Annotated in this window: 15 protein-coding genes; 8 read left to right on the top strand and 7 right to left on the bottom strand. The window is 33.6% G+C overall.

The window, feature by feature from the left end; translation table 11 throughout:
* Positions 1–340 (top strand): adenosylhomocysteinase (locus tag ABYI63_RS13675; protein WP_372757016.1); only part of this gene is annotated, 340 nt, incomplete at its 5' end.
* Positions 341–571: 231 nt separating this feature from the next.
* Here the strand turns inward: ABYI63_RS13675 and ABYI63_RS13670 are convergent.
* Positions 572–2,665: a S46 family peptidase gene (locus tag ABYI63_RS13670; RefSeq protein WP_372757014.1), complete on the bottom strand. Its 2,094-nt coding sequence runs from the start codon at positions 2,663–2,665 to the stop codon at positions 572–574.
* Positions 2,666–2,747: 82 nt separating this feature from the next.
* Positions 2,748–4,085 (bottom strand): dGTP triphosphohydrolase, encoded by a 1,338-nt coding sequence (gene dgt, locus ABYI63_RS13665; RefSeq protein WP_372757012.1) that lies wholly within the window; start codon positions 4,083–4,085, stop codon positions 2,748–2,750.
* 160 nt (positions 4,086–4,245) lie between these two features.
* On the opposite strand from dgt, the gene ABYI63_RS13660 reads away from it, so the two are divergent.
* The 3 genes from ABYI63_RS13660 to ABYI63_RS13650 all read left to right on the top strand — a co-directional run bounded on the left by ABYI63_RS13660 (position 4,246) and on the right by ABYI63_RS13650 (position 9,084).
* Positions 4,246–4,632, top strand: coding sequence for a carboxypeptidase-like regulatory domain-containing protein (locus tag ABYI63_RS13660; RefSeq protein ID WP_372757010.1), 387 nt, complete (start codon positions 4,246–4,248; stop codon positions 4,630–4,632).
* A gap of 305 nt (positions 4,633–4,937) precedes the next feature.
* Positions 4,938–6,167, top strand: coding sequence for a hypothetical protein (locus ABYI63_RS13655; protein WP_372757008.1), 1,230 nt, complete (start codon positions 4,938–4,940; stop codon positions 6,165–6,167).
* Positions 6,168–6,261: 94 nt separating this feature from the next.
* Positions 6,262–9,084, top strand: a complete 2,823-nt coding sequence (locus ABYI63_RS13650) for a TonB-dependent receptor domain-containing protein (protein ID WP_372757006.1) — start codon at positions 6,262–6,264, stop codon at positions 9,082–9,084.
* Positions 9,085–9,173: 89 nt separating this feature from the next.
* On the opposite strand, the gene ABYI63_RS13645 is transcribed toward ABYI63_RS13650, so the two are convergent.
* The gene (locus ABYI63_RS13645) at positions 9,174–9,509 is read right to left on the bottom strand and encodes a toxin-antitoxin system YwqK family antitoxin (RefSeq protein ID WP_372757004.1); all 336 of its coding nucleotides are present in this window, start codon (positions 9,507–9,509) and stop codon (positions 9,174–9,176) included.
* Between the two features lie 382 nt (positions 9,510–9,891).
* Between ABYI63_RS13645 and ABYI63_RS13640 the strand changes: the two genes are divergently transcribed.
* From ABYI63_RS13640 to ABYI63_RS13630, 3 genes are all read left to right on the top strand, one after another.
* Complete coding sequence (locus ABYI63_RS13640) at positions 9,892–11,112, top strand: porin (protein ID WP_372757002.1); 1,221 nt, start codon at positions 9,892–9,894, stop codon at positions 11,110–11,112.
* A 156-nt stretch (positions 11,113–11,268) separates the two neighbouring features.
* Positions 11,269–13,620, top strand: coding sequence for an inorganic phosphate transporter (locus ABYI63_RS13635; protein WP_372757000.1), 2,352 nt, complete (start codon positions 11,269–11,271; stop codon positions 13,618–13,620).
* 100 nt (positions 13,621–13,720) lie between these two features.
* On the top strand, positions 13,721–14,002 hold the full coding sequence (locus ABYI63_RS13630) for a pyrimidine/purine nucleoside phosphorylase (RefSeq protein WP_372756999.1): 282 nt from the start codon (positions 13,721–13,723) through the stop codon (positions 14,000–14,002).
* An 84-nt stretch (positions 14,003–14,086) separates the two neighbouring features.
* On the opposite strand, the gene ABYI63_RS13625 is transcribed toward ABYI63_RS13630, so the two are convergent.
* The 4 genes from ABYI63_RS13625 to ABYI63_RS13610 all read right to left on the bottom strand — a co-directional run bounded on the left by ABYI63_RS13625 (position 14,087) and on the right by ABYI63_RS13610 (position 20,591).
* Complete coding sequence (locus ABYI63_RS13625) at positions 14,087–15,862, bottom strand: Na/Pi cotransporter family protein (RefSeq protein WP_372756997.1); 1,776 nt, start codon at positions 15,860–15,862, stop codon at positions 14,087–14,089.
* Positions 15,863–16,051: 189 nt separating this feature from the next.
* Positions 16,052–18,529, bottom strand: coding sequence for a ribonucleoside-diphosphate reductase subunit alpha (locus tag ABYI63_RS13620; protein WP_372756996.1), 2,478 nt, complete (start codon positions 18,527–18,529; stop codon positions 16,052–16,054).
* A gap of 227 nt (positions 18,530–18,756) precedes the next feature.
* A complete protein-coding gene (locus tag ABYI63_RS13615; RefSeq protein ID WP_372756994.1) occupies positions 18,757–19,737 on the bottom strand; it encodes a ribonucleotide-diphosphate reductase subunit beta in 981 nt (326 codons plus the stop codon).
* Between the two features lie 290 nt (positions 19,738–20,027).
* Complete coding sequence (locus ABYI63_RS13610) at positions 20,028–20,591, bottom strand: DUF3109 family protein (RefSeq protein WP_372757018.1); 564 nt, start codon at positions 20,589–20,591, stop codon at positions 20,028–20,030.
* 106 nt (positions 20,592–20,697) lie between these two features.
* Between ABYI63_RS13610 and ABYI63_RS13605 the strand changes: the two genes are divergently transcribed.
* A complete protein-coding gene (locus ABYI63_RS13605; RefSeq protein ID WP_372756992.1) occupies positions 20,698–21,285 on the top strand; it encodes a MarC family protein in 588 nt (195 codons plus the stop codon).
* The last annotated feature ends 91 nt before the right edge of the window (positions 21,286–21,376 follow it).

Raw genomic sequence — 21,376 nt, 5'->3', positions numbered from 1 at the left:
CACCATCAAACCTCAAGTAGATAAATATACCGTAAACGGAAAAGACATTATCATACTTGCCGAAGGTCGTTTGGTAAACTTAGGATGTGCTACAGGCCACCCAAGTTTTGTAATGAGTAACTCGTTTACAAACCAAACCTTGGCTCAAATTGAACTTTGGACCAATAGCGAAGCTTACGAAAATGATGTGTATATGTTACCTAAACATTTAGATGAAAAAGTAGCAAAATTACATTTAGCTAAAATTGGTGTAGAACTTACCGAGTTAAAACCAGACCAAGCTTCATACATCGGCGTATCCGTTGAAGGTCCTTACAAACCAGAATATTACAGATACTAAATTCCTTTTTCAAAAGGAACCTCATAAATAAAAAATCCCAAGCAATTACGTTTGGGATTTTTTTATTTCTGGCAATTGCTAAAGCACCGCGCTTTCCGTTTCTAGTTTTGCAAAACCATACATGGAAGTTTTGCAAAAGCTATACACTGCAATCGCTATTGCACTTGTAGCGAAGGTTCGTTAGTCCACCTATTGTAATTATCTTTAACATCCTAGAAATTAAACAAAAACCTATTTCTTAGTTTTTGTATTAACCAAGGTCATTTCTTTAATTAGGTGTTTAGCACCAGCATATTTATCAATTATAAACAACACATAGCGCATATCAACCATAATATTTCTGCAAATTTCAGGATCATAATACATATCACTCATGGTACCTTCCCACACTCTATCAAAGTTTAAACCAACTAGATTTCCTTTAGCATCTATGGCCGGACTACCCGAATTTCCACCTGTTGTATGGTTGGTTCCTATAAAGCACACAGGTAATTTCCCTGTTTCATCAGCATAAGGTCCGAAATCTTTTTTAGCATATAATTCTTGTAGTTTTTGCGGTACATCAAACTCATAATCACCTGGCACATATTTCTCCATAACACCATCTAAATACGTTATTGGCTCATAAAAAACAGCATCCTTTGGTTTGTAGCCTTTAACTTTTCCGTAGGTAACACGTAAGGTTCCATTAGCATCGGGAAAGTAACGCTGATTAGGCAGTACCTCCATTAAAGCTTTCATATATTCCTGCTCCAAGGCGTTTATTTTGGGATTAATATCTCTGTAAACAGGCTCAATATTACTATAAAAATCGCTTACCAATACTTTGGCATATTTATAAGCCGAATCGTTGTTTAGCTTCTCCACAACGTCCTTACTATTACCTTTTAAAATATACTCTGCCGTTTCTTTCGTCCTAAAAGCTGATTTTTCATAAATTGTAGCATCTACATTGTTGGTATAAAATGGCATCACTGCAAGATAAATATCGTTATCAACGTTTATATTTATGTTTTTATAAATCCCTACTAATGAATTTAAAACACCTGTTCGAACACGCTCAAAATCAGCTTCACTACTCATCGCTGCATTTTCAATTTGCGTTAATCGAAACATTAATTGCATGAGTTCACTCGTACTGGTAAAGGCTTCAATAAAGATGCGGCGCTTCACAGCAGTTTCTTCAATTTGATGATACAAACGCTCTAACTCAGGCAATATATGTCCGTAATTAGATTCTAATTTTTTAACCTTAAGTGCTTTTTTAAATTCAATTTCTAAATTTTGTCTTTTAGCAATAGCACCACTTTTTTTAATCCCCTGGTTTTCTCCTATCCATTTTTTCCAGGCATTGGCAATTCTTGCCTGCTTTGATGCGTATTGAATACGAATACCATCATCTGCTTTCATATTAGCATCAATAACCTTTAAAGCAGCTTCTCTAACAGCAATTGCTTTCGGATTAATTTTCTCAACCGTTTGTTTTATGGCTACAGCTGGCAAATACTCATCCGTTGTTCCAGGGAAACCAAATACCATTGTAAAATCGTTTTCCTTTACACCATCAATGGCTACAGGCAAAAAGTGTTTTGGTTTAAATGGCACATTATCTTTTGAATATTTTGCAGGACGATTATTCTTATCAGCATAAATTCTAAAAAGAGAAAAGTCGCCTGTATGTCGTGGCCAAACCCAGTTATCGGTATCACTTCCAAATTTCCCGATGCTTGATGGTGGTGCTCCAACCAATCTAATATCATCATAGCGCTCGGTTACAAAAAGAAAATATTGATTCCCTTTATAAAATGCTTTTATTTTCGTGTCTTGCCAGCTTTCTTTTGCAGCTGTTCTTTCAACAATTCCGCTATTGGCTCCAATTTTAGATTGCCTTTCTTTATCTGTCATTGTTTTTGTAACACCTTCTAAAACTTTCTCTGTTACATCTTCAATCCTCACTATAAATTCTACATACAATCCATTATTGGGTAACTCTTCAGCTAAAGTCATAGCCCAAAAACCATCCTTTAAATAGTCATTTCGCAAAGAAGAATGTGACTGAATTTGACTAAATCCACAATGATGATTTGTTAATAAAAGTCCTTTTGGTGAGATTACTTCACTGGTACAGCCACCATTAAAATGCCCAATAGCATCTTTTAAACTGGAATTATTAACATCGTAAATATCGGAAGCCGATAGTTTGCTGCCTAAGCTTTGCATTTCATTTTCATTCATACCCTGCAATAACGATGGTATCCACATACCACCTTGTTGCGCCGACATTTGAATGGCTATAAAAAGCACTAGAATTTTAAGAAGTTTCATATATGTTTTTTTTCTTTCAAAGTTATAAAAGCTGGATAATAGACTAAGTTGTTTTAACATTTATTGATACCTAAAAAATAGACTAAAATGAAATACCTTGTATCTTTTTATATTCCAATATTGCTTTACTATCGGATAGTAAGGACACATAATAACAAACGCTGGATAAACGATTATACAAACCTGCATCGGTTAAAATGGTTTTTGGTAAACCTTTTAAAATAAGTTTGTCGTAGTTGGATGCAACGCCTTCAAAACTATTGTTAACGGCGTTGGTATAGGTATTTAATAGCGTGTTGATAACGCCATAACCCGCAATTTCTTTATCTATGACTTCGGTAGATTGGTAAATGTTTTCGACACTTATTTTAATGATGTCCTTTATTTGTGCATCGTATTTGCTTTTATCTAGCAAGGCACAATCGAAATGGCCACTTAAAATGGCTTCTTCGTGGGTCATAAAAATATCGACCGCCTCATTAATTAGGCTGCCTATGGCCAAGGCACGCAAATAGCCTATGCGGTCTTCTTTGGTGGAAAGGGCATAATAATTTTCGGGCTTGATGTTGTGGCGTATTATTTTAGAGAGGTACTCTAAAGCAAATTCCTCTTGAATGAGACCTAGGTTGATGCCATCTTCAAAATCGATGATGGTATAACAAATATCATCGGCCGCTTCTACTAAAAAAGCGAGAGGATGGCGTGCGTAACTTAGGTGTTTATCGCTGCGTTTTAGTAAACCCAGTTCGTTAGCAATATCTTCATAGGCTTCTTTTTCACTTTGGAAAAACCCGTATTTTTTATCAGCTATATGGCTGGTTGGTTTTTTGGGCAACGATTCTTTTGGGTATTTGGTGAATGCCCCTAAGGTGGCGTAACTTAAACGTAAACCGCCAATGCGCCCTGCTCTACTTTCGGTTAAAATTTTAAAACCGTTGGCATTGCCTTCAAAATCGCATAAATCTTGGTATTCTTTTTCGGTTAACTGACTTTTATATTGACTGCCTGCGCCGGTTTTAAAAAATTCGCCAATGGCTTTTTCACCTGAGTGCCCAAAAGGCGGATTGCCAATATCGTGCGCCAAAGCTGCTGCGGCCACGATAGCACCAAAATCGTTGACTTGGTACCCGTGTACATTTTGTAAATGCGGATGTTTTTCCAGCAATTTTTTACCAACCAAACGCCCCAAAGAACGCCCCACAACACTTACCTCTAAACTGTGGGTTAAGCGAGTGTGGACAAAATCGGTTTCCGAAAGGGGAATCACCTGGGTTTTATCTTGTAAACTTCTAAATTCTGATGAAAAAATAACACGATCGTAATCTACTTCAAACCCTAATCGAGTTTCATCTTGTTCTTTTCTAATTCGTTTATTAGTATCGCCGTAGCGTTTTAAGGATAAAAGTTGTTCCCAGTTCATCATATAATTTTAAGCTGTGGCAAGATACTTAAATTCAACAAAACTAAAATTGAAAATTTGGTAACATTACGGTAACATTATAATGACTGTTGCTTAAAGTTTAGGTAACATACATCTAAAGTTAAACCCTTTATTTTGCATTATAATAATAAACCGTTAGATGAAACAATTATTTTACACAGCTATTTTTCTTTTTACTGCATTTTCTTTTGGACAAAATACAGGCTTCATAGTTGGTAAAGTATTAGATAACGAGGTGAATGACGCACCATTAGTATTTGCTAATGTTTCTGTAAAAGGAAGTACTACTGAAGTTAATACCGATATTAGTGGCTTATTTGTTATTGAAAACCTAGAAGCGGGAGATTACACTCTTGTATGTAGTTTTGCAGGTTATGATACCAAAGAAATTAACGTGCATGTTGATTCTTACAACCCTTCCGAAGTAACATTATCTTTAGTTGCAAGCACTATTTCTTTAGGCGAATTAACATCGCTTACTAGTGTTGCAGAAAGAAGTGATATTCCTTATACTGCCTCAAAATAACTGTTGGCGAAAAGCTAATACATCATAAGCCATTTTATATTAATAGGCTTTTAAGTTTTTCTTCAAGACGTTTTAAATTTTAACTTTCACGCCTTCTGATTTCATTAAAAACTCTGCGTTAACATCACTTTTCCAGTGTTAATTTAATGTTTCGAGCCCCAAAAAAAAACTCCAATCTCATAACATTTAGGTAACTGTTTTTTGAACTACGTTTAACCTTTAGGTAACCTCGACTTTACATAGTAGCAGTTTCTTTGTGGAAGTTTAAAAAACAAAAAAAAACGAAACATTTAAATTCAAAAACGATGAAAAAATTAAATTATCTATTAATAACTATTTTATCTTTAGGTCTTGTAACTAGTTGTACTAGCGACCCAGCTATAATTGATGATGGTGATGATAATAGTGGAACAACTATTACTAAAACTGGATTAATTACTGCAAATGAAACTTGGACAGCTGATAACATTTATGTTTTATCTGGAAAAGTTGTTGTGAATGAAGATGTAGTATTAACCATCGAAAAAGGAACAATTATTAAAGGAGCTGAAGGTCAAGGTTCATTGGCTTCTGCGTTAATTATTGATCAAGGAGGTAAATTAATGGCTGAAGGAACTGCTGATGAGCCTATTATTTTTACTTCTGTTTTAGATAATATTACTGTTGGACAAAAAAAAGGTTCTAACCTTACTATTGCTAATGTTGGTTTATGGGGTGGTATAATTGTTTTAGGAAAAGCACCTATCTCTGTAAGTGGTGATGTTGTTACAAACCAAATAGAAGGAATACCTGCAACAGATTCTTTTGGACAATATGGTGGAAATGAGCCTGCTGATAATTCTGGTGTATTGAAATATATCTCTATTAGACATGGTGGAATCACTATAGGTAATGATAATGAAATTAACGGATTAACACTTGGTGGTGTTGGTTCAGGAACTACTATAGATCATATCGAAGTTGTTGCAAACCAAGATGACGCTGTAGAATGGTTTGGTGGTACCGTAAATGTAACAAATGTGATTACGTATGCTCAAGGTGACGACGCTATTGATGCTGATGAAGCTTGGTCTGGTTCTTTAGATAATGCATTAGTTATTATGGGAGCTGATTCTGATTCTGCTTTAGAATTAGATGGTCCTGCTGGATCGGCTGCTACAGAAGCTGGATACACTATTAAAAATGTAACTTTAAAAGGTGCCGGAACAGCAAGTAGATATGCCGATTTAAGAGATGGATTAATTGCTAACTTAGAAAATATTTTAGCTTATGATTTTGGTGCTGATGCTAAAATTAGAGTAAATGGTGCTGACTCTGTTACTGAATTAGCTAACAATAGAATTACATTCTCCAACTGGGAAATTGTATTACCAACTGGCGTAACATTAGTAAGTGTAATTACGGGAGCTAATGCTGGTGATGAAACAAAATTTACTAGCAATGCTACAGCTATTACTGCTTTAAGCGCTGCAACAGTAGGTGCTGATACATCTGTATTTAGCTGGACCTATGCAAAATCGGTAAATGCATTTTAACTATAATTAAACCTTAATAAATAAAAATGTCCACTTGCTACAAGCAGTGGGCATTTTATACTTTTATAATATTTTTATAAACTAATTTTCACACATGTTAAACAAAGGAATTCTTCTTATCGTCTGTTTATTTTCTTTACAATTAATGCAGGCCCAAACTGGTAAGATTACAGGTAAAATTATTGATAGTGAATTTAATGATGTATTAGCTTTTGCCAATGTATTAGTTAAGGGAACCACAAAAGGAACCACCTCAGATTTTGATGGAAACTACTCCTTAGAGTTAGCCCCAGGAACTCACACTATCATATTTTCATTCATTGGTTATGACGCTAAACAACTTACAGATGTAGTTGTAAAAAGCGGACAGGTAACCGACTTAAACGTTTCGTTAGCCCCATCATCAGCTTTATTAAGTGAAGTTGTAATTACAACTACAGCAAGAAGAAACACAGAACAATCTGTATTGAATTTACAAAAAAATTCTGCAACTCTTATGGATGGCTTATCCATTGAAAGTATCAAAAAAACAGGTGCTAGCAGTATTGCATCTGCCATAAAAAGCGTACCAGGTGTTTCTGTTCAAGAAGGTAAATTTGTTTATGTTCGTGGTTTAGGGGATCGTTACACAAAATCTATCTTAAACGGCATGGACATTCCAGGTTTAGATCCAGATAAAAACACGATTCAAATGGATATTTTTCCAACTAATATTCTAGAAAATATTATAATAGTAAAATCCGCTTCAGCTGAATTACCTGCCGATTTCACTGGAGGTGTTGTAGATATTATCACTAAAGACATCCCTTCAAAAAAGCAAATGCAATTTTCGGTTTCTGGCGGTTTTAATCCAAGTATGCACTTTAAAAACAACTATGTAAACTATAAAGGTGGTAATACAGATTTTTTAGGTTTTGATGATGGTACTAGAGCACTGCCAATAAATAGATTACAAAAAATACCGAACCCTGCTGCTTCAAATAATGGATCATTAGAACCAATTACACGTGCTTTTAATTCACAATTAGCAACAACTACAAGTACAAGTTCTCCAGATTTTAGTATTGGGTTTAGCTATGGAAATCAATTTGAAATTGGTGGTAACAAGTTAGGGCTTATTGCTTCACTTGATTACAAAAATACAACTAGCTTTTACGAAGGTTTTGAAAATGGTATTTATCAAAAACCAGAAGAAAACGATACGTATGAGTTACGTTTTGACAGACGCCAACAAGGTGATTTAGGAACCAACAATGTTTTAGCTTCGATTTTAACTGGGTTAACCTATAAAACTCAAAATTCTAAATACAGATTAAATTTGTTGCATATCCAAAATGGTGAAAGTCGTGCTGCTTTATTTGATCAAACAACAGAAATTTCTAATGCCATCGATGTGGTTAAAGATAACTTGGAATATACAGAACGTTCTATCTCAAACATTTTACTTTCTGGTTTACATACAAGTGAAGATGCTTCATTCACTACAGAATGGAATTTATCGCCATCACTATCTAGAGTATATGACAAAGACGTACGTTTAACAACCTTTATTGAAGACGATTTTGGAAATTATACAATTAGTTCGGATGCTGGCTTCCCTGCACGTATCTGGAGAGATTTAGAAGAAATTAACGCTGTTGGAAAATTAGACTTTACTAAGAAATATACACTATTTAATAAAAAAGCATCTCTAAAATTTGGTGGGCTTTACAGCTACAAGCAAAGAGAATATTCTATTTACAATTACGACGTAGGATTCATAAATATAAGTCCATCAGAATTTAATGGTAATCCAGATGCCATATTATCTAGTGAAAACATCTGGACACGCGCTAGCAATAGTGGCTCATATATCCGTGGTAATTATGAACCTGCCAACTCATTTGATGCTAATCAAAACACAGCATCTGGCTATATTTCAAACGAATTTAAAATTGGAGAGAAATTAAGAACGATTTTAGGTTTGAGAACTGAGTATTTCGCTTCTTATTTTACAGGCCAAAACAATAGTGGAAGTGTTGTATTTAATAACTCCCAACTACTTGACGAATTAGATTTTTTCCCATCAGCAAATTTAATTTACGCTATAAATGACAATTTAAATTTTAGAGGATCTTATTCTAAAACCACTGCTAGACCAAGTTTTAAAGAAAAATCATTAGTACAAATTACCGATTTATTAACTGGAACCATCTTCCTTGGAAACATTGATCTTCAACCATCGTATATTGATAATTTTGATTTTAGAATGGAAATTTTTGGTGAAGACTCTCAAATGTTTGCAATAAGTAGTTTTTATAAGAAATTTAAAGATCCAATTGAGTTAGTGGCATTCTCTGTAACAGCACCTAATCAATTCACACCAAGAAACTCACCTTCTGCTTCGGTTTTAGGCTTGGAATTTGAAGCTAGAAAACATTTTGGATTTATATCAGAAGGTCTTAAAAATTTAAAATTGAATTTAAATGTTTCGATAATTGAATCTGAAATTGAAATGGCTAAAGGTGCAGGTCAAGAATACGAATCTAGACAAATTTTTGCCCGAGACAATGAAATCATTGAAGACACTAGAGCGTTACAAGGGCAGTCACCATTTCTAATAAACACAGGTTTAAGCTACGAGAACCCAAGTATCGGACTTGAATCTGCAGTGTCTTTTAATGTACAAGGAAAAACACTTGAAGTTGTTGGTTTTGGAAAAAACCCGGATGTATTTGTTCAACCGTTTAACAGTTTAAATTTAAATTTCTCAAAAACAATAGGTGAATCAAAAAATTCAACAATTAGTTTAAAAGTGGATAACATTTTAGATGAAAAAAGACAAAGCTTATATGAATCATTTGGTGCAGAAAAGGTACCTTTTTCATTAAGGCAACCAGGCACTTCATTTTCTATAGGTTATAGCATGAGTTTTTAATTAAACTAAAATAACACACATAAAAAAAGGGGTCTCAACTTAGAATTGAAACCCCTTTTTAAATTAAAAACTAGAACTAAAATTTCAGATTATTGAATTTCCGATTCTTTTAGACTAGAAATTACATTGTCTTTATAATCTACTTCTTTTACAGTTTCATCAATATAATAAAACCATTTGCCGACTTTTTTACCATTATCATAATTACCTGAAACCGTTTTTTTGCCTTCTGCGCTAAAGCTTAACCACTCACCTTGTAACTTACCATCTGTTGTGTAAAATCCTGTTTGACTTACAACACCATTGTCATGATAATAAACTACCTCAATTAGATTCGTGTCTTTGTTAAGTTTTAAATCCCTCTTTTGTTGTCCAAAAGACGATACAGTTATTAAAAAGGCGAAAAATAAAACTAACTTTTTCATAATTATGGGGGTTTTTAACATTATACCTCAAATATACAAAATCCATAACATTTAAACAATGTTTACGTAACATTAATTTAACATTGCATTTGTAAACAGTTGTTTTTAAATTAAATAGCAATATTAAATTTAACATTGGAATTAATAATTACTTAATATTAATATTACAATAAACTAAAGAAAAAGCATGATATTCGCATTGTCTTAAGACATAACAATTAGTTTTTCATATAATCTATTAGTTTTTGTCGACTACATTATCATGATTTCTAATAAGCTGCCTTTGGCCGAGGCAGCTTTTTTGTTATAAACTTAATTATTAGGAAACATTCAGTTAACATTGGTTTTAGTTCTTTGCAGTGACAAAAACTAATAACTACAAATGAAAAACTTAAAAGCAATTGTATTTATTGCCTTTGCAGCAGTATTACAATTAAGTGCACAAGAAATCACCCCAAAACAAGAAATTACTCCCGTTACTGAAATTACCAAAAAAGAATGGTTTGAATCTTTTAAAATAAGAGGTTATGCTCAATTAAGGTATAATGGTCTTTTCCAAACCAATCCCGATTTAACCTGCGAGCAATGCGATAAATCTTGGGGAGGCGATAGCCAATTTTTCTTAAGACGTATACGACTTGTATTTTACGGTCAAATTCATCCAAGAGTTTACTTTTATATTCAACCCGATTTTGCTAACACAACTGGTGGTAGTCAACAATTCGGACAAATTAGAGATGCCTATTTCGATGTGGGGCTCGACTCAAAAAACGAGTATCGCTTCAGAATTGGACAAAGCAAAATACCTTTTGGTTTTGAAAATATGCAATCTAGCCAAAACAGGTTGCCTCTAGACCGTAATGACGGTTTAAACAGTGCCGTAAAAAATGAGCGTGATTTAGGAATATTCTTCTATTGGGCTCCAGAAGAAATAAGAAAACGTTTTTCAATGCTTACCAGAGAAGGCTATAAAGGCACTGGAGACTATGGTGTTCTGGGTTTAGGTGTTTATAACGGGCAAACAGCGAACACAGCCGATTTAAATGATAAAAAGCACGTGGTTGCTAGGTTAACTTACCCTTTTGCAATAGGGTCTCAAATTTTTGAACCAGGTATCCAAGCTTATACAGGACAACATACTATTGACCCGGATGATATTTCAGACGGCGTTCAAACCAATGAAGACAACACTTACATTGACCAGCGTGTCGCTTTCACAGCAGTTTTATACCCGAAACCGTTTGGTTTCCAAGCAGAATACAATTTTGGTAGAGGACCAGAGTTTAACAAAGACACTCAGGCTATTAGCGTTGAAAAATTACATGGTGGTTATTTGCTTTTAAATGCCAAGTGCTCTATAAAAGACCAATTAATTTATCCTTTTACACGTTTACAATATTATAATGGCGGAAAAAAGCATGAATTAGACGCAAGAAGCTACGAAGTAAAAGAACTAGAATTAGGTGTAGAATGGCAACCGTATAAAAACTTCGAATTAGTTGCAATGTATACTTTTTCAGACAGAACATACGAAGACTTCATAAACCAAGACAACAATCAATCAGGAAGCTTACTAAGAATACAATTACAGGTTAACTTTTAAATGAAAAAAGTCGCACTTTCTTACGATAAAAATCCAAAGTTTGAATTGAATGTAATATTGAACATATTCCCTTCAAAAACCAAAAAAACATAACAATTACTTAACTTAGCAAAGTATAAATCATTAGATATTTGCAAACTTATTTTTTATAATATTATGGATAATATTTATTTATTAATGATAGTGGCCCTTGCATTACTAGCCGTAGCCGACTTGGTTGTAGGTGTAAGTAATGATGCTGTAAATTTCCTTAATTCAGCTATTGGCTCTAAGGCTATTCCATTTAAAACAATCATGATTGTTGCCAGTGTAGGTGTAGGTTTAGGAGCTGTTTTTTCTAGTGGCATGATGGAGGTTGCAAGATCTGGGATATTCAATCCGCATGAATTCATGTTTAATGAAATCATGATTATTTTTATGGCAGTTATGATAACAGACATCCTGTTATTAGACTTTTTTAATACTGTTGGTATGCCAACATCTACAACCGTTTCTATCGTTTTCGAACTTTTAGGAGCATCTGTAGCCATTGCGCTTATTAAGATTGGGCAAAAAGGAGGAAACTTTGTTGATGTAGTAAACTATATAAACACCTCTAAAGCCACCGAAATCATTTTTGGTATATTACTATCGGTTGCCATAGCCTTTACAGTAGGTGCTGCTGTACAATGGGTATCTAGGCTATTATTGTCTTACAACTACGAAAAGCAGTCCAATTGGGTTGGTGCCGTATTTGGTGGTTTTGCCATAACAGCTATTACTTATTTCATTTTTATGAAAGGTATTGGAGGTACTACTTATGCCAAACAGAGTTATGACATTATTGGTGGCTCAACAATTAAAGAATTTTTAAGTAACCAAGCCCTATACATCATATTAGGAAGCTTTGTGGTTTGGTCGTCTATCTCATACGCACTTATAAGTTTTGCTAAATTAAATATTTACAAAATAGTTATCATGATTGGCACTTTTGCTTTAGCATTAGCCTTTTCTGGTAACGATTTGGTTAACTTCATAGGTGTTCCAATTGCTGGTTGGCAATCATACACCGCTTGGGCTGGCTCTGGAGTTGCTCCTGAAGCTTTTAGCATGGGCTTTCTTTCAGATAAAGTACCAACGCCTACATTCTTATTAATTATTGCCGGTTTCATAATGGTAATAACGTTATGGTTATCTAAAAAAGCAAAATCGGTAACAGAGACGGAAATTAACTTATCTAGAGAAGGTGACGGTAAAGAACGTTTTGAGCCTAACTTTTTGTCTCGTGGCTTTGTAAGATTAGCTATGGCAATTTCTCAAATGGCTTCATATGTACTACCAGAATCTTGGCAAGCTAAAATTGATAAGCAATTTGAAAAACCCGTAATAACTTTGGCGCAGTCTAAAAAACACGAACTGCCTGCTTTTGATATGGTAAGAGCCGCTGTAAACCTTATGGTTGCTGCCATTCTTATATCATTAGCAACCTCTATGAAACTGCCATTATCTACAACATATGTAACCTTTATGGTGGCCATGGGGTCTTCCTTAGCGGATAGAGCTTGGGGTGCTGAAAGCGCTGTTTATAGAGTTGCCGGTGTTTTAAATGTAATTGGCGGCTGGTTTTTTACTGCAATTATAGCCTTTGTAGCAGCTGCATTAATAGCTTATTTATTAAATTGGAATGTAGCTGTAATGGTGCCAGTTTTACTTTTAATAGCTATTTTATTATTAGTTAGAAACTTTATTGCGCACAGAGAAAAATCAAAAGAAATTAAAGCTGAAGATAGCTTAACAAAATCTGAAAGCAGTTCTATTCAAGGTGTCATCCATGAAAGTGCTAACAATATTGCTAGCGTTGTTAAACGAGGAAATAAAATATACACCAATGCCATAAACGGATTGGCAAAACAAGACCTTGCATTACTTAAAAAGAACAAAAGACAAATTGTAAAATTATCTAGTGAGGTTGACGAATTACGTGACAATATCTTCTATTTTATTAAAAACTTAGATGATTCTAGTATCGGTGCAAGTAATTTTTACATACATATTCTAGGTTATCTTCAAGATATGGTTCAGTCTTTAGAATATATTACAAAAGTGAGTTACAAACACGTTAACAACAACCATAAAAAATTAAAATTCAATCAAATTAAAGAATTAAAAGAGGTTGATGAACGTTTTGATACTTTCTTTAATAACACCCAAAAAGCATTCGACTCCAGATCGTTTGAAGAAATAGGCATTATTTTAGGAAGAAAACAAGAGATTTTAAGTTTAGTAACTTCTAAAATTCAAAAACAAGTAGAACGTACGCGCTCTGAGGAATCAAGTCCAAAAAACACTACGTTATATTTTAGTTTATTATTAGAAACTAAAGATTTATTGAACGCTTCTATGAATCTTTTGGAGGAATACCATAATGCACATGATAGTTCGGTAAAACCAGCAACTGTTGTAACGAGCACTTCGAAATCGATAAAATCTACAGATTCTACTAGTTCGGAAAGCGGAGAACAATCTTAAAATTCTTGTGCTATATATCTAAAACAAAGCCATCTTCATACAAGATGGCTTTGTTGTTTCTATAAATTCTTTACTTTTGTTAAAACTTAAAAAAAATAAAATGATTACAGCAAACGAGTATTTTGATAGTAATGTAAAATCTTTAGGCTATACTACAGCTGCCGGAAATTCTACTTTGGGTGTTATGAACCCTGGCCAGTATGAATTTGGGACATCTAAACACGAAACCATGCGTGTAATTGAAGGTGCTATGACTGTATTGCTACCAGGTGCTACAGAATGGGTTACTTATAACGCTGGAGAGGCTTATGAAATTGATGCTAATAAAACATTTCAAGTTAAAGTAGACACACAGACTTCTTACTTGTGTCAATATAAATAAAACACGTTAATATTGGATGATGAAGAGACTATAACTAGTCACTTCATCATCCAAATTAAACACTTACCACAAAAAGTTACACTTTTATTTATCCTCTATTTTAATGTTTTCTTCTAGTAAAACATCTTTATGTCCATAAAGTAATTCGGCCACTTCAATTAATTGTTTGGTGATCTGATTTACGTTAGTAAAATCATTGAATAGTGAAGATGCCGTTTCAGCCGATATTAATTCTTCCCTTATCAATCTATCAATTGATTTATTACTGTTTCTAATATTACGTTTCGCATCTAGTTTCAAGCGAGTTAAAATTTCAGCATATTTCAGGCTATCTTCCTCTGTTCTAAACAAATAAATAGTACGTAATACCCTCGTTAATTTATTCCTAAATCCATCATATTCTTTCATAACATCTTTATTATCATGATTTAATGAGGTCTTTATATTTCTATTAAGTTCTTTAACCGTTTTAATTATTTCAATCATCTTTCTATTAGCAACCTTAATTTCAGAAATTGTTTCGTGTTGTGCTTTAGTAAGTTTTAATTCACTTTGTGCCGTGGTAGCATAGCGAATTATTTCACCATAAATAGTTTTAACTTTTTTATAATAAACATCATCCACATTAATATTAAAATCTGCTTTAGAATTCTTTACAATTGCTTTAATTTTTTTATCTGAAATAACATCATCTCTATGAATATTTAAAGCATGTGCTACAATTTCAAAAACAGCATTCTTGTAAAGGTATTGAGACTCCATTATTAACGACCTTATTACAGCACTTGGAAACTCCAAAACTGATTGGTTTAAGTACTTAGGTTCATCAATATCTTTATCCGTTCGTTCTTTAAACAATTTCAATAGAAGGGTTTCTATTTTTTTTATGAAAGGAATCATTAAAATAACTCCTAAAATATTGAATATGGTGTGAAAAAGCGCCAATTTCAACGTATAATCAGAAGCCAGTATGTTTAAAAGTTCCGCTATGAAACTAACTAAATGAGTTAAAGGATAAATGAAAATTAAAGTTACAATGGCGGTAACAAGGTTAAATATTAAATGCGCTCCTGCTAATCGCTTCCCTGCAATGTTTGCACTTAAGGATCCTAAAATAGCCGTAACCGTACTCCCAACATTGGCACCTATAGAAATTGCTAATGCATTTTCATATTCAATTTGCCCGACAGATAGTGCCGTTAAAATTAAAGCTAAAGTGGCACTACTAGATTGTAAAATTGTAGTAATTACAATACCAACAACCGTATACACTAATGCTCCAAAAAATCCAGGAATGGCATACTCCGTAAGGTCAATATATTGTTTAAAAACATCAAAGCCTTCTTTCATATAATGAATCCCTAAAAAGAAGAAGCCCAAACCCGCCAAAATATTTCCAATACCTTTTAATTCAATTTTTTCTTGAAATGAAAACACAATTCCGAATACCAGCATAGGTAAGGCAAGTGCTGAGATTTTAATTTTGAGTCCGAAACTAGCGACTAACCAAGTAGTTGCCGTTGTACCTAGATTAGCACCAAAAATAAGCCCCATACCGCCAACTAAATCAATTAAACCAGCACTGATAAAAGAAATTGTTATAACGGATACCAATGAGCTAGATTGAATTAAAGCAGTAACTAATGCACCAATAGAAATACTTTTATAAAGCTTATTAGTAGCTTTTTTTAAAATATTTTGAAGACGACCTTTGGTGAACACTTTAAAGCCTTCTTCCAGCATAATCATTCCAAAAAGCAAAATAGCAACGCCTGCAATAATGGTTTTAAAGTTTGGGTTGAAATACAACAAGAAAGCAAGAACAATTAAAAATCCAATAAAAAACAATCTTCTAATCATCTCGGTATTCTTTACAGCTATTGGTGGAATAATAAGTTAATATAACATAAAATGAAAACTTTATGAAATAATTTAATCTTGTTTTAAAGTTAATAGAATTGATTCACATTTCATCACAATACCCAATGGATTATAATAAAAAAACACCTCTATTGAGGTGCTTTTTTATTATGGGCAAATTAAATAGTATTAAGATCCACACATTAGGCAATCATCACCTTCAGCTTCCTTTGCTTGTGCTATTAAGGCTTTCATTTCCTCGGCACTCATAGGCTCAACTTCAACAGTTTGTGGTTGTTTTGCAAATTTAGCGGCATTAGCTTCTGCAAGGTGTTTTCTTTGCTCTTGCGTAACTTCTTGGTTTACCGCAGCTTCTTTAGCAACTGGCTCTTCCTTTTTTGTAGATTGTAAAGTGAACTTAATAGCATCAACGGCACTCTTAGTACGTAAATAATACATACCTGTTTTTAGACCACTTTTCCAAGCGTAAAAGTGCATAGATGTTAATTTTGCCATGGTTGCACCTTCCATAAACAAGTTAAGCGATTGTGACTGATCGATAAAGTATCCGCGTTGGCGAGACATATCAATTATATCTTTCATGCTTAATTCCCAAACAGTTTTGTACAAGTCTTTAATATTTTGAGGGATTATATCAATTCCTTGTACCGAACCGTTTGCTCTCATTATTTCTTGTTTTAGGCTATCGTTCCATAAACCAAGCTCCACTAAATCTTCTAACAAATGTTTATTTACTACAATAAACTCACCCGACAATACGCGACGCGTATAAATATTAGATGTATAAGGTTCAAAACATTCGTTATTCCCTAAAATTTGAGATGTTGAAGCTGTTGGCATAGGCGCCACTAAAAGCGAATTACGAACACCGTATTTTAGCACTTGTTTACGTAATTTATCCCATTCCCAAAGGCCGCTTAATTCTTCATCCTTTAACCCCCAAAGATTATGCTGAAAATCACCTTTACTTATAGGAGACCCTTCATAAGTTTGGTAAGGACCATCTACTTTAGCTTCTTCCATACTTGCCGTTACTGCAGCAAAATATAGAGTTTCAAAAATATCTTGATTTAATTTTTTAGCTTCATCACTGGTGAAAGGCATACGTAATTGAATAAACGTATCTGCCAATCCTTGCACTCCAAGACCAATTGGACGGTGACGCATATTTGAGTTTTCAGCTTCAATTACTGGATAATAATTTCTATCAATTACTTTATTTAAATTTTTAGTAACGCGTTTTGTAATGCGAAATAGTTCTTTATGGTCAAATTCACCATTTTTAACAAACATTGGCAACGCAATTGATGCTAAATTACACACCGCCACCTCATCTGGTGATGTGTACTCCATAATTTCAGTACATAAATTTGAAGAACGAATGGTTCCTAAATTTTGTTGGTTCGATTTACGGTTTGCCGCATCTTTATACAACATGTAAGGTGTACCGGTTTCAATTTGAGATTCTAATATTTTCTCCCAAAGTTCGCGTGCTTTAATGGTTTTCCTACCTTTTCCTTCGGCTTCATATTTTAAATATAATGCTTCAAAAGCCTCGCTATGAACCTCATCTAACCCTGGGCATTCATTTGGGCACATTAAGGTCCAAGGGCCATTTTCTTCAACACGTTTCATAAATAAATCGGAAATCCACATGGCATAAAATAAATCGCGAGCACGCATTTCTTCTTTACCATGATTCTTTTTCAAATCTAAGAAATCCATAATGTCGGCATGCCATGTTTCAATATAAATAGCAAAACTTCCTTTACGTTTTCCGCCACCCTGATCTACATAACGGGCTGTATCATTAAATACTTTTAGCATTGGTACAATACCGTTACTTGTTCCGTTTGTACCTGCAATATAACTCCCTGTAGCACGAACATTATGTATAGCTAAACCAATTCCTCCCGCAGATTGCGAAATTTTAGCCGTTTGTTTTAAGGTATCGTAAATACCATCAATACTATCGTCCTTCATTGTTAATAAGAAACAAGACGACATTTGCGGTTTTGGTGTTCCTGCGTTGAATAGTGTTGGTGTTGCGTGTGTAAAATACTTTTTAGACATTAACTCATAAGTCTCGATAACCGCATCTAAATCGTTTAAATGGATACCCACAGCTACACGCATTAACATGTGTTGCGGACGCTCGGCTATTGCTCCGTTAATTTTTAACAGATAAGAACGCTCTAAGGTTTTGAACCCAAAATAATCATAGCCAAAATCGCGATTATATATGATGGTAGAGTCTAAACGCTCTTTATTTTTAATGATAACATCATAAACATCATCAGCTAAAAGTGGTGCTTCTTTACCTGTTCTAGGATTTACATACGTATACAAATCATGCATAACATCACTAAATGTCTTTTTAGTGTTTTTATGCAAATTAGAAACCGAAATACGCGCAGCTAAACGGGCGTAATCAGGGTGCGCTGTAGTCATGGTTGCAGCAATTTCAGCAGCTAAATTATCAAGCTCGCTAGTCGTTACACCGTCGTATAAACCTTCAATTACACGCATGGTTACTTTTAATGGATCTACTAATTCATTAAGTCCGTAACACAATTTTCGTACCCTTGCGGTGATTTTATCGAACATGACTTGTTCTCTTCTGCCGTCTCTTTTTACTACATACATAATTTTTACACGATTTTTAATTTTTCTGACACACCTTCAGAAAAACGGTTAGTTGATTATTCCAAATATTAATCTAATTAATAATTAGTTTAATACTTAGTTGGTTTAGTTGGTTATATTTAATTGAATTATCCACGTATATCACTGAAAACCATCAGCAAACACCCATGAAAAACATTTATTTCAGAACTATAGGATTAGTATTTTAATAATGATGCAATTCCTATTTAGAAATCGGCATCAAAGGAAAATTTATCCTTTTCTTCTTCCTTATTAAGAACACCAGCTTTTTGGTATTCAGACACACGCTTCTCAAAGAAATTAGTTTTTCCTTGAAGCGAAATCATATCCATAAAATCGAATGGATTGGCAGTATTATATTCTTTTTCACAATCTAATTCCGTTAATAACCTATCGGTTACAAACTCCAGGTATTGCGACATTAACTTAGCGTTCATTCCAATTAAACTAGCCGGCAATGATTCGGTAATAAACTCACGCTCAATATTTAAAGCATCAACAAGAATTTCTCTGATTCTAGATTTAGGCACCTTATTAATTAGGTGTTTATTATGTAAATGCACAGCAAAATCAGCATGCACACCTTCGTCTCGAGAAATTAACTCGTTCGAAAATGTTAAACCTGGCATTAATCCTCGTTTTTTCAACCAAAATATAGAACAAAAAGCCCCAGAAAAGAAAATACCTTCCACTGCTGCAAACGCAATTAAACGTTCGGCAAAACTTGGAGACTCAATCCATTTTAATGCCCAATCTGCTTTTTTCTTAATTGCAGGGAAATTTTCAATAGCATTGAATAATAAATCCTTCTCTTTTTCGTCTTTAACGTAAGTATCTATTAAAAGCGAATAGGTTTCACTATGAATATTCTCCATCATAATTTGAAATCCATAGAAGAATTTCGCTTCACTATACTGAACTTCGTTAACAAAGTTCTCAGCTAAATTTTCATTTACAATTCCATCACTAGCCGCGAAAAACGCTAATATGTGTTTTATAAAATAGCGCTCATCGTCATTTAATTTATCTTTCCAGTCTGAAAGATCCTGATGTAAATCAATTTCTTCTGCGGTCCAAAAACTTGCCTCCGACTTTTTATACCATTCCCAAATATCATGATGTTGTATAGGAAAAATAACAAAACGATCTTTGTTTTCTTGTAAAATAGGTTCGATAGCCTGAGACATTGTTGTTTGTGTTTTAAATTAAAGTTAGACGAAAAAATTTTCCAATTTTGGGAACAACAAAGATTGAAAAATGATGTCAAAAATGAAAGGCATAGTTATAAACATTGTCAAAAAGTTTTTAACAATTACAAAAACAACTTAGTATGAGAAGTTTACAAATTAATAATGTTAAAATTATGATTTACAATAATTTAACATTTTTTTAAAATTGAAAAGTTAACAGAAAAAATATAGTTTTTTACTTTTAAAACCCTTATTTTAAAGGTGTTTTGGTCAGTTTTTTTCAGTTACTACAACTTGTTAGCAACCTTTTCCAACTCGGTATACCAATCGGCACCGAACTTCCTAATTAACGCTTCTTTTACAAATTTATATACCGGAACTTGAAGCTCTTTCCCTAACGCACAAGCATCATCGCAGATGTCCCATTTATTATAATTGACTGCAGAGAACTCACTGTATTCTTGTATTCTAATTGGGTATAAATGGCACGAAACTGGTTTTTTCCAAGAAATTTCTCCTTGATTATAGGCTTCCTCAATAGCACAAAGCGCTACTTTTTTCTTGTCAAAAATAACATAAGCACAATCGGCTCCATTAATTAACGGCGTTTCAAGAAAACCCTCTTCTGTTGTTATAAAAACCCCTTGCTCTTCTATAGCTTTAATCCCTTCCTTACGTAAAAAGGGTTTAACCTTTGGGTAAATAGACTTCAAAATTTCAGCTTCTTCAGCATCTAATGGCGCACCCGCATCACCATCAATGCAACACGCACCTTTACAAGCAGAAAGGTTGCATAAAAAATCTTTTTCTATAATCTCCTCGGAAACAATTGTTTTACCTATTTGAAACATATCTCTATTGTGTGTAATTGGCAAAAATAACTAAACTTTAGCTTTTAGCTGCCATAGATATTAACTACAATGCCTACTTTTGCAACAATTATTAAAAAACTTATAAATGCATCTTAATTTTAAAGAAATTTTTACTGCCTTTATGGTGTTATTTGCGGTAGTGGATATTGTGGGTAACATCCCCATTATTATCGATTTACGAAAAAAGGTTGGCAACATTAATAGCAGAAAAGCCGCTATTATTTCAGGTGTCATCATGATCGCCTTTTTGTTTTTAGGAACCAGTATTTTAAATCTTATTGGTATTGATGTTAACTCATTTGCTGTAGCAGGTTCATTTATTTTATTTTTTATTGCTTTAGAAATGATTTTAGGTATTACACTTTACAAGCATGAGGAATATACTTCGGACACTGCTTCGGTATTTCCATTAGCTTTTCCACTTATAGCAGGACCAGGAAGTTTAACCACACTTTTATCCTTACGTGCCGAATTTAAAACTGAAAATATTATAGTTGCAATTATACTAAACGTAATTGTTATATTTATAGTTCTAAAAACATCTAAAACCATCGAACGATTTTTAGGCCAAAATGGTATTAGTATTGTTCGAAAAGTTTTTGGCGTTGTGTTATTAGCGATTGCTGTAAAATTATTTGCGCACAACATTAAAGCACTATTTGAACTTGTTTAACTTATATAGTGAAGAAACAAGCACTCTAAAAAGCTTCTTACTAAAAAAAATAATGCTTAGTGAATAGCTTTTGCATTTTAAAAATTATAAA

The sequence above is a fragment of the Mariniflexile sp. genome, assembly GCF_041583155.1.
GTDB lineage: Bacteria > Bacteroidota > Bacteroidia > Flavobacteriales > Flavobacteriaceae > Mariniflexile.
Note: the sequence above shows the minus strand (reverse complement) of the source record. Positions and strands in the feature narration are given on the sequence as shown.

Excerpts from the sequence above, each read along its gene's own strand:
- ABYI63_RS13670 (WP_372757014.1), bottom strand. The coding sequence starts at position 2,665 with ATGAAACTTCTTAAAATTCTAGTGCTTTTTATAGCCATTCAAATGTCG.
- dgt (WP_372757012.1), bottom strand. The coding sequence starts at position 4,085 with ATGAACTGGGAACAACTTTTATCCTTAAAACGCTACGGCGATACTAAT.
- ABYI63_RS13660 (WP_372757010.1), top strand. The coding sequence starts at position 4,246 with ATGAAACAATTATTTTACACAGCTATTTTTCTTTTTACTGCATTTTCT.
- ABYI63_RS13655 (WP_372757008.1), top strand. The coding sequence starts at position 4,938 with ATGAAAAAATTAAATTATCTATTAATAACTATTTTATCTTTAGGTCTT.
- ABYI63_RS13650 (WP_372757006.1), top strand. The coding sequence starts at position 6,262 with ATGTTAAACAAAGGAATTCTTCTTATCGTCTGTTTATTTTCTTTACAA.
- ABYI63_RS13645 (WP_372757004.1), bottom strand. The coding sequence starts at position 9,509 with ATGAAAAAGTTAGTTTTATTTTTCGCCTTTTTAATAACTGTATCGTCT.
- ABYI63_RS13640 (WP_372757002.1), top strand. The coding sequence starts at position 9,892 with ATGAAAAACTTAAAAGCAATTGTATTTATTGCCTTTGCAGCAGTATTA.
- ABYI63_RS13635 (WP_372757000.1), top strand. The coding sequence starts at position 11,269 with ATGGATAATATTTATTTATTAATGATAGTGGCCCTTGCATTACTAGCC.
- ABYI63_RS13630 (WP_372756999.1), top strand. The coding sequence starts at position 13,721 with ATGATTACAGCAAACGAGTATTTTGATAGTAATGTAAAATCTTTAGGC.
- ABYI63_RS13625 (WP_372756997.1), bottom strand. The coding sequence starts at position 15,862 with ATGATTAGAAGATTGTTTTTTATTGGATTTTTAATTGTTCTTGCTTTC.
- ABYI63_RS13620 (WP_372756996.1), bottom strand. The coding sequence starts at position 18,529 with ATGTATGTAGTAAAAAGAGACGGCAGAAGAGAACAAGTCATGTTCGAT.
- ABYI63_RS13615 (WP_372756994.1), bottom strand. The coding sequence starts at position 19,737 with ATGTCTCAGGCTATCGAACCTATTTTACAAGAAAACAAAGATCGTTTT.
- ABYI63_RS13610 (WP_372757018.1), bottom strand. The coding sequence starts at position 20,591 with ATGTTTCAAATAGGTAAAACAATTGTTTCCGAGGAGATTATAGAAAAA.
- ABYI63_RS13605 (WP_372756992.1), top strand. The coding sequence starts at position 20,698 with ATGCATCTTAATTTTAAAGAAATTTTTACTGCCTTTATGGTGTTATTT.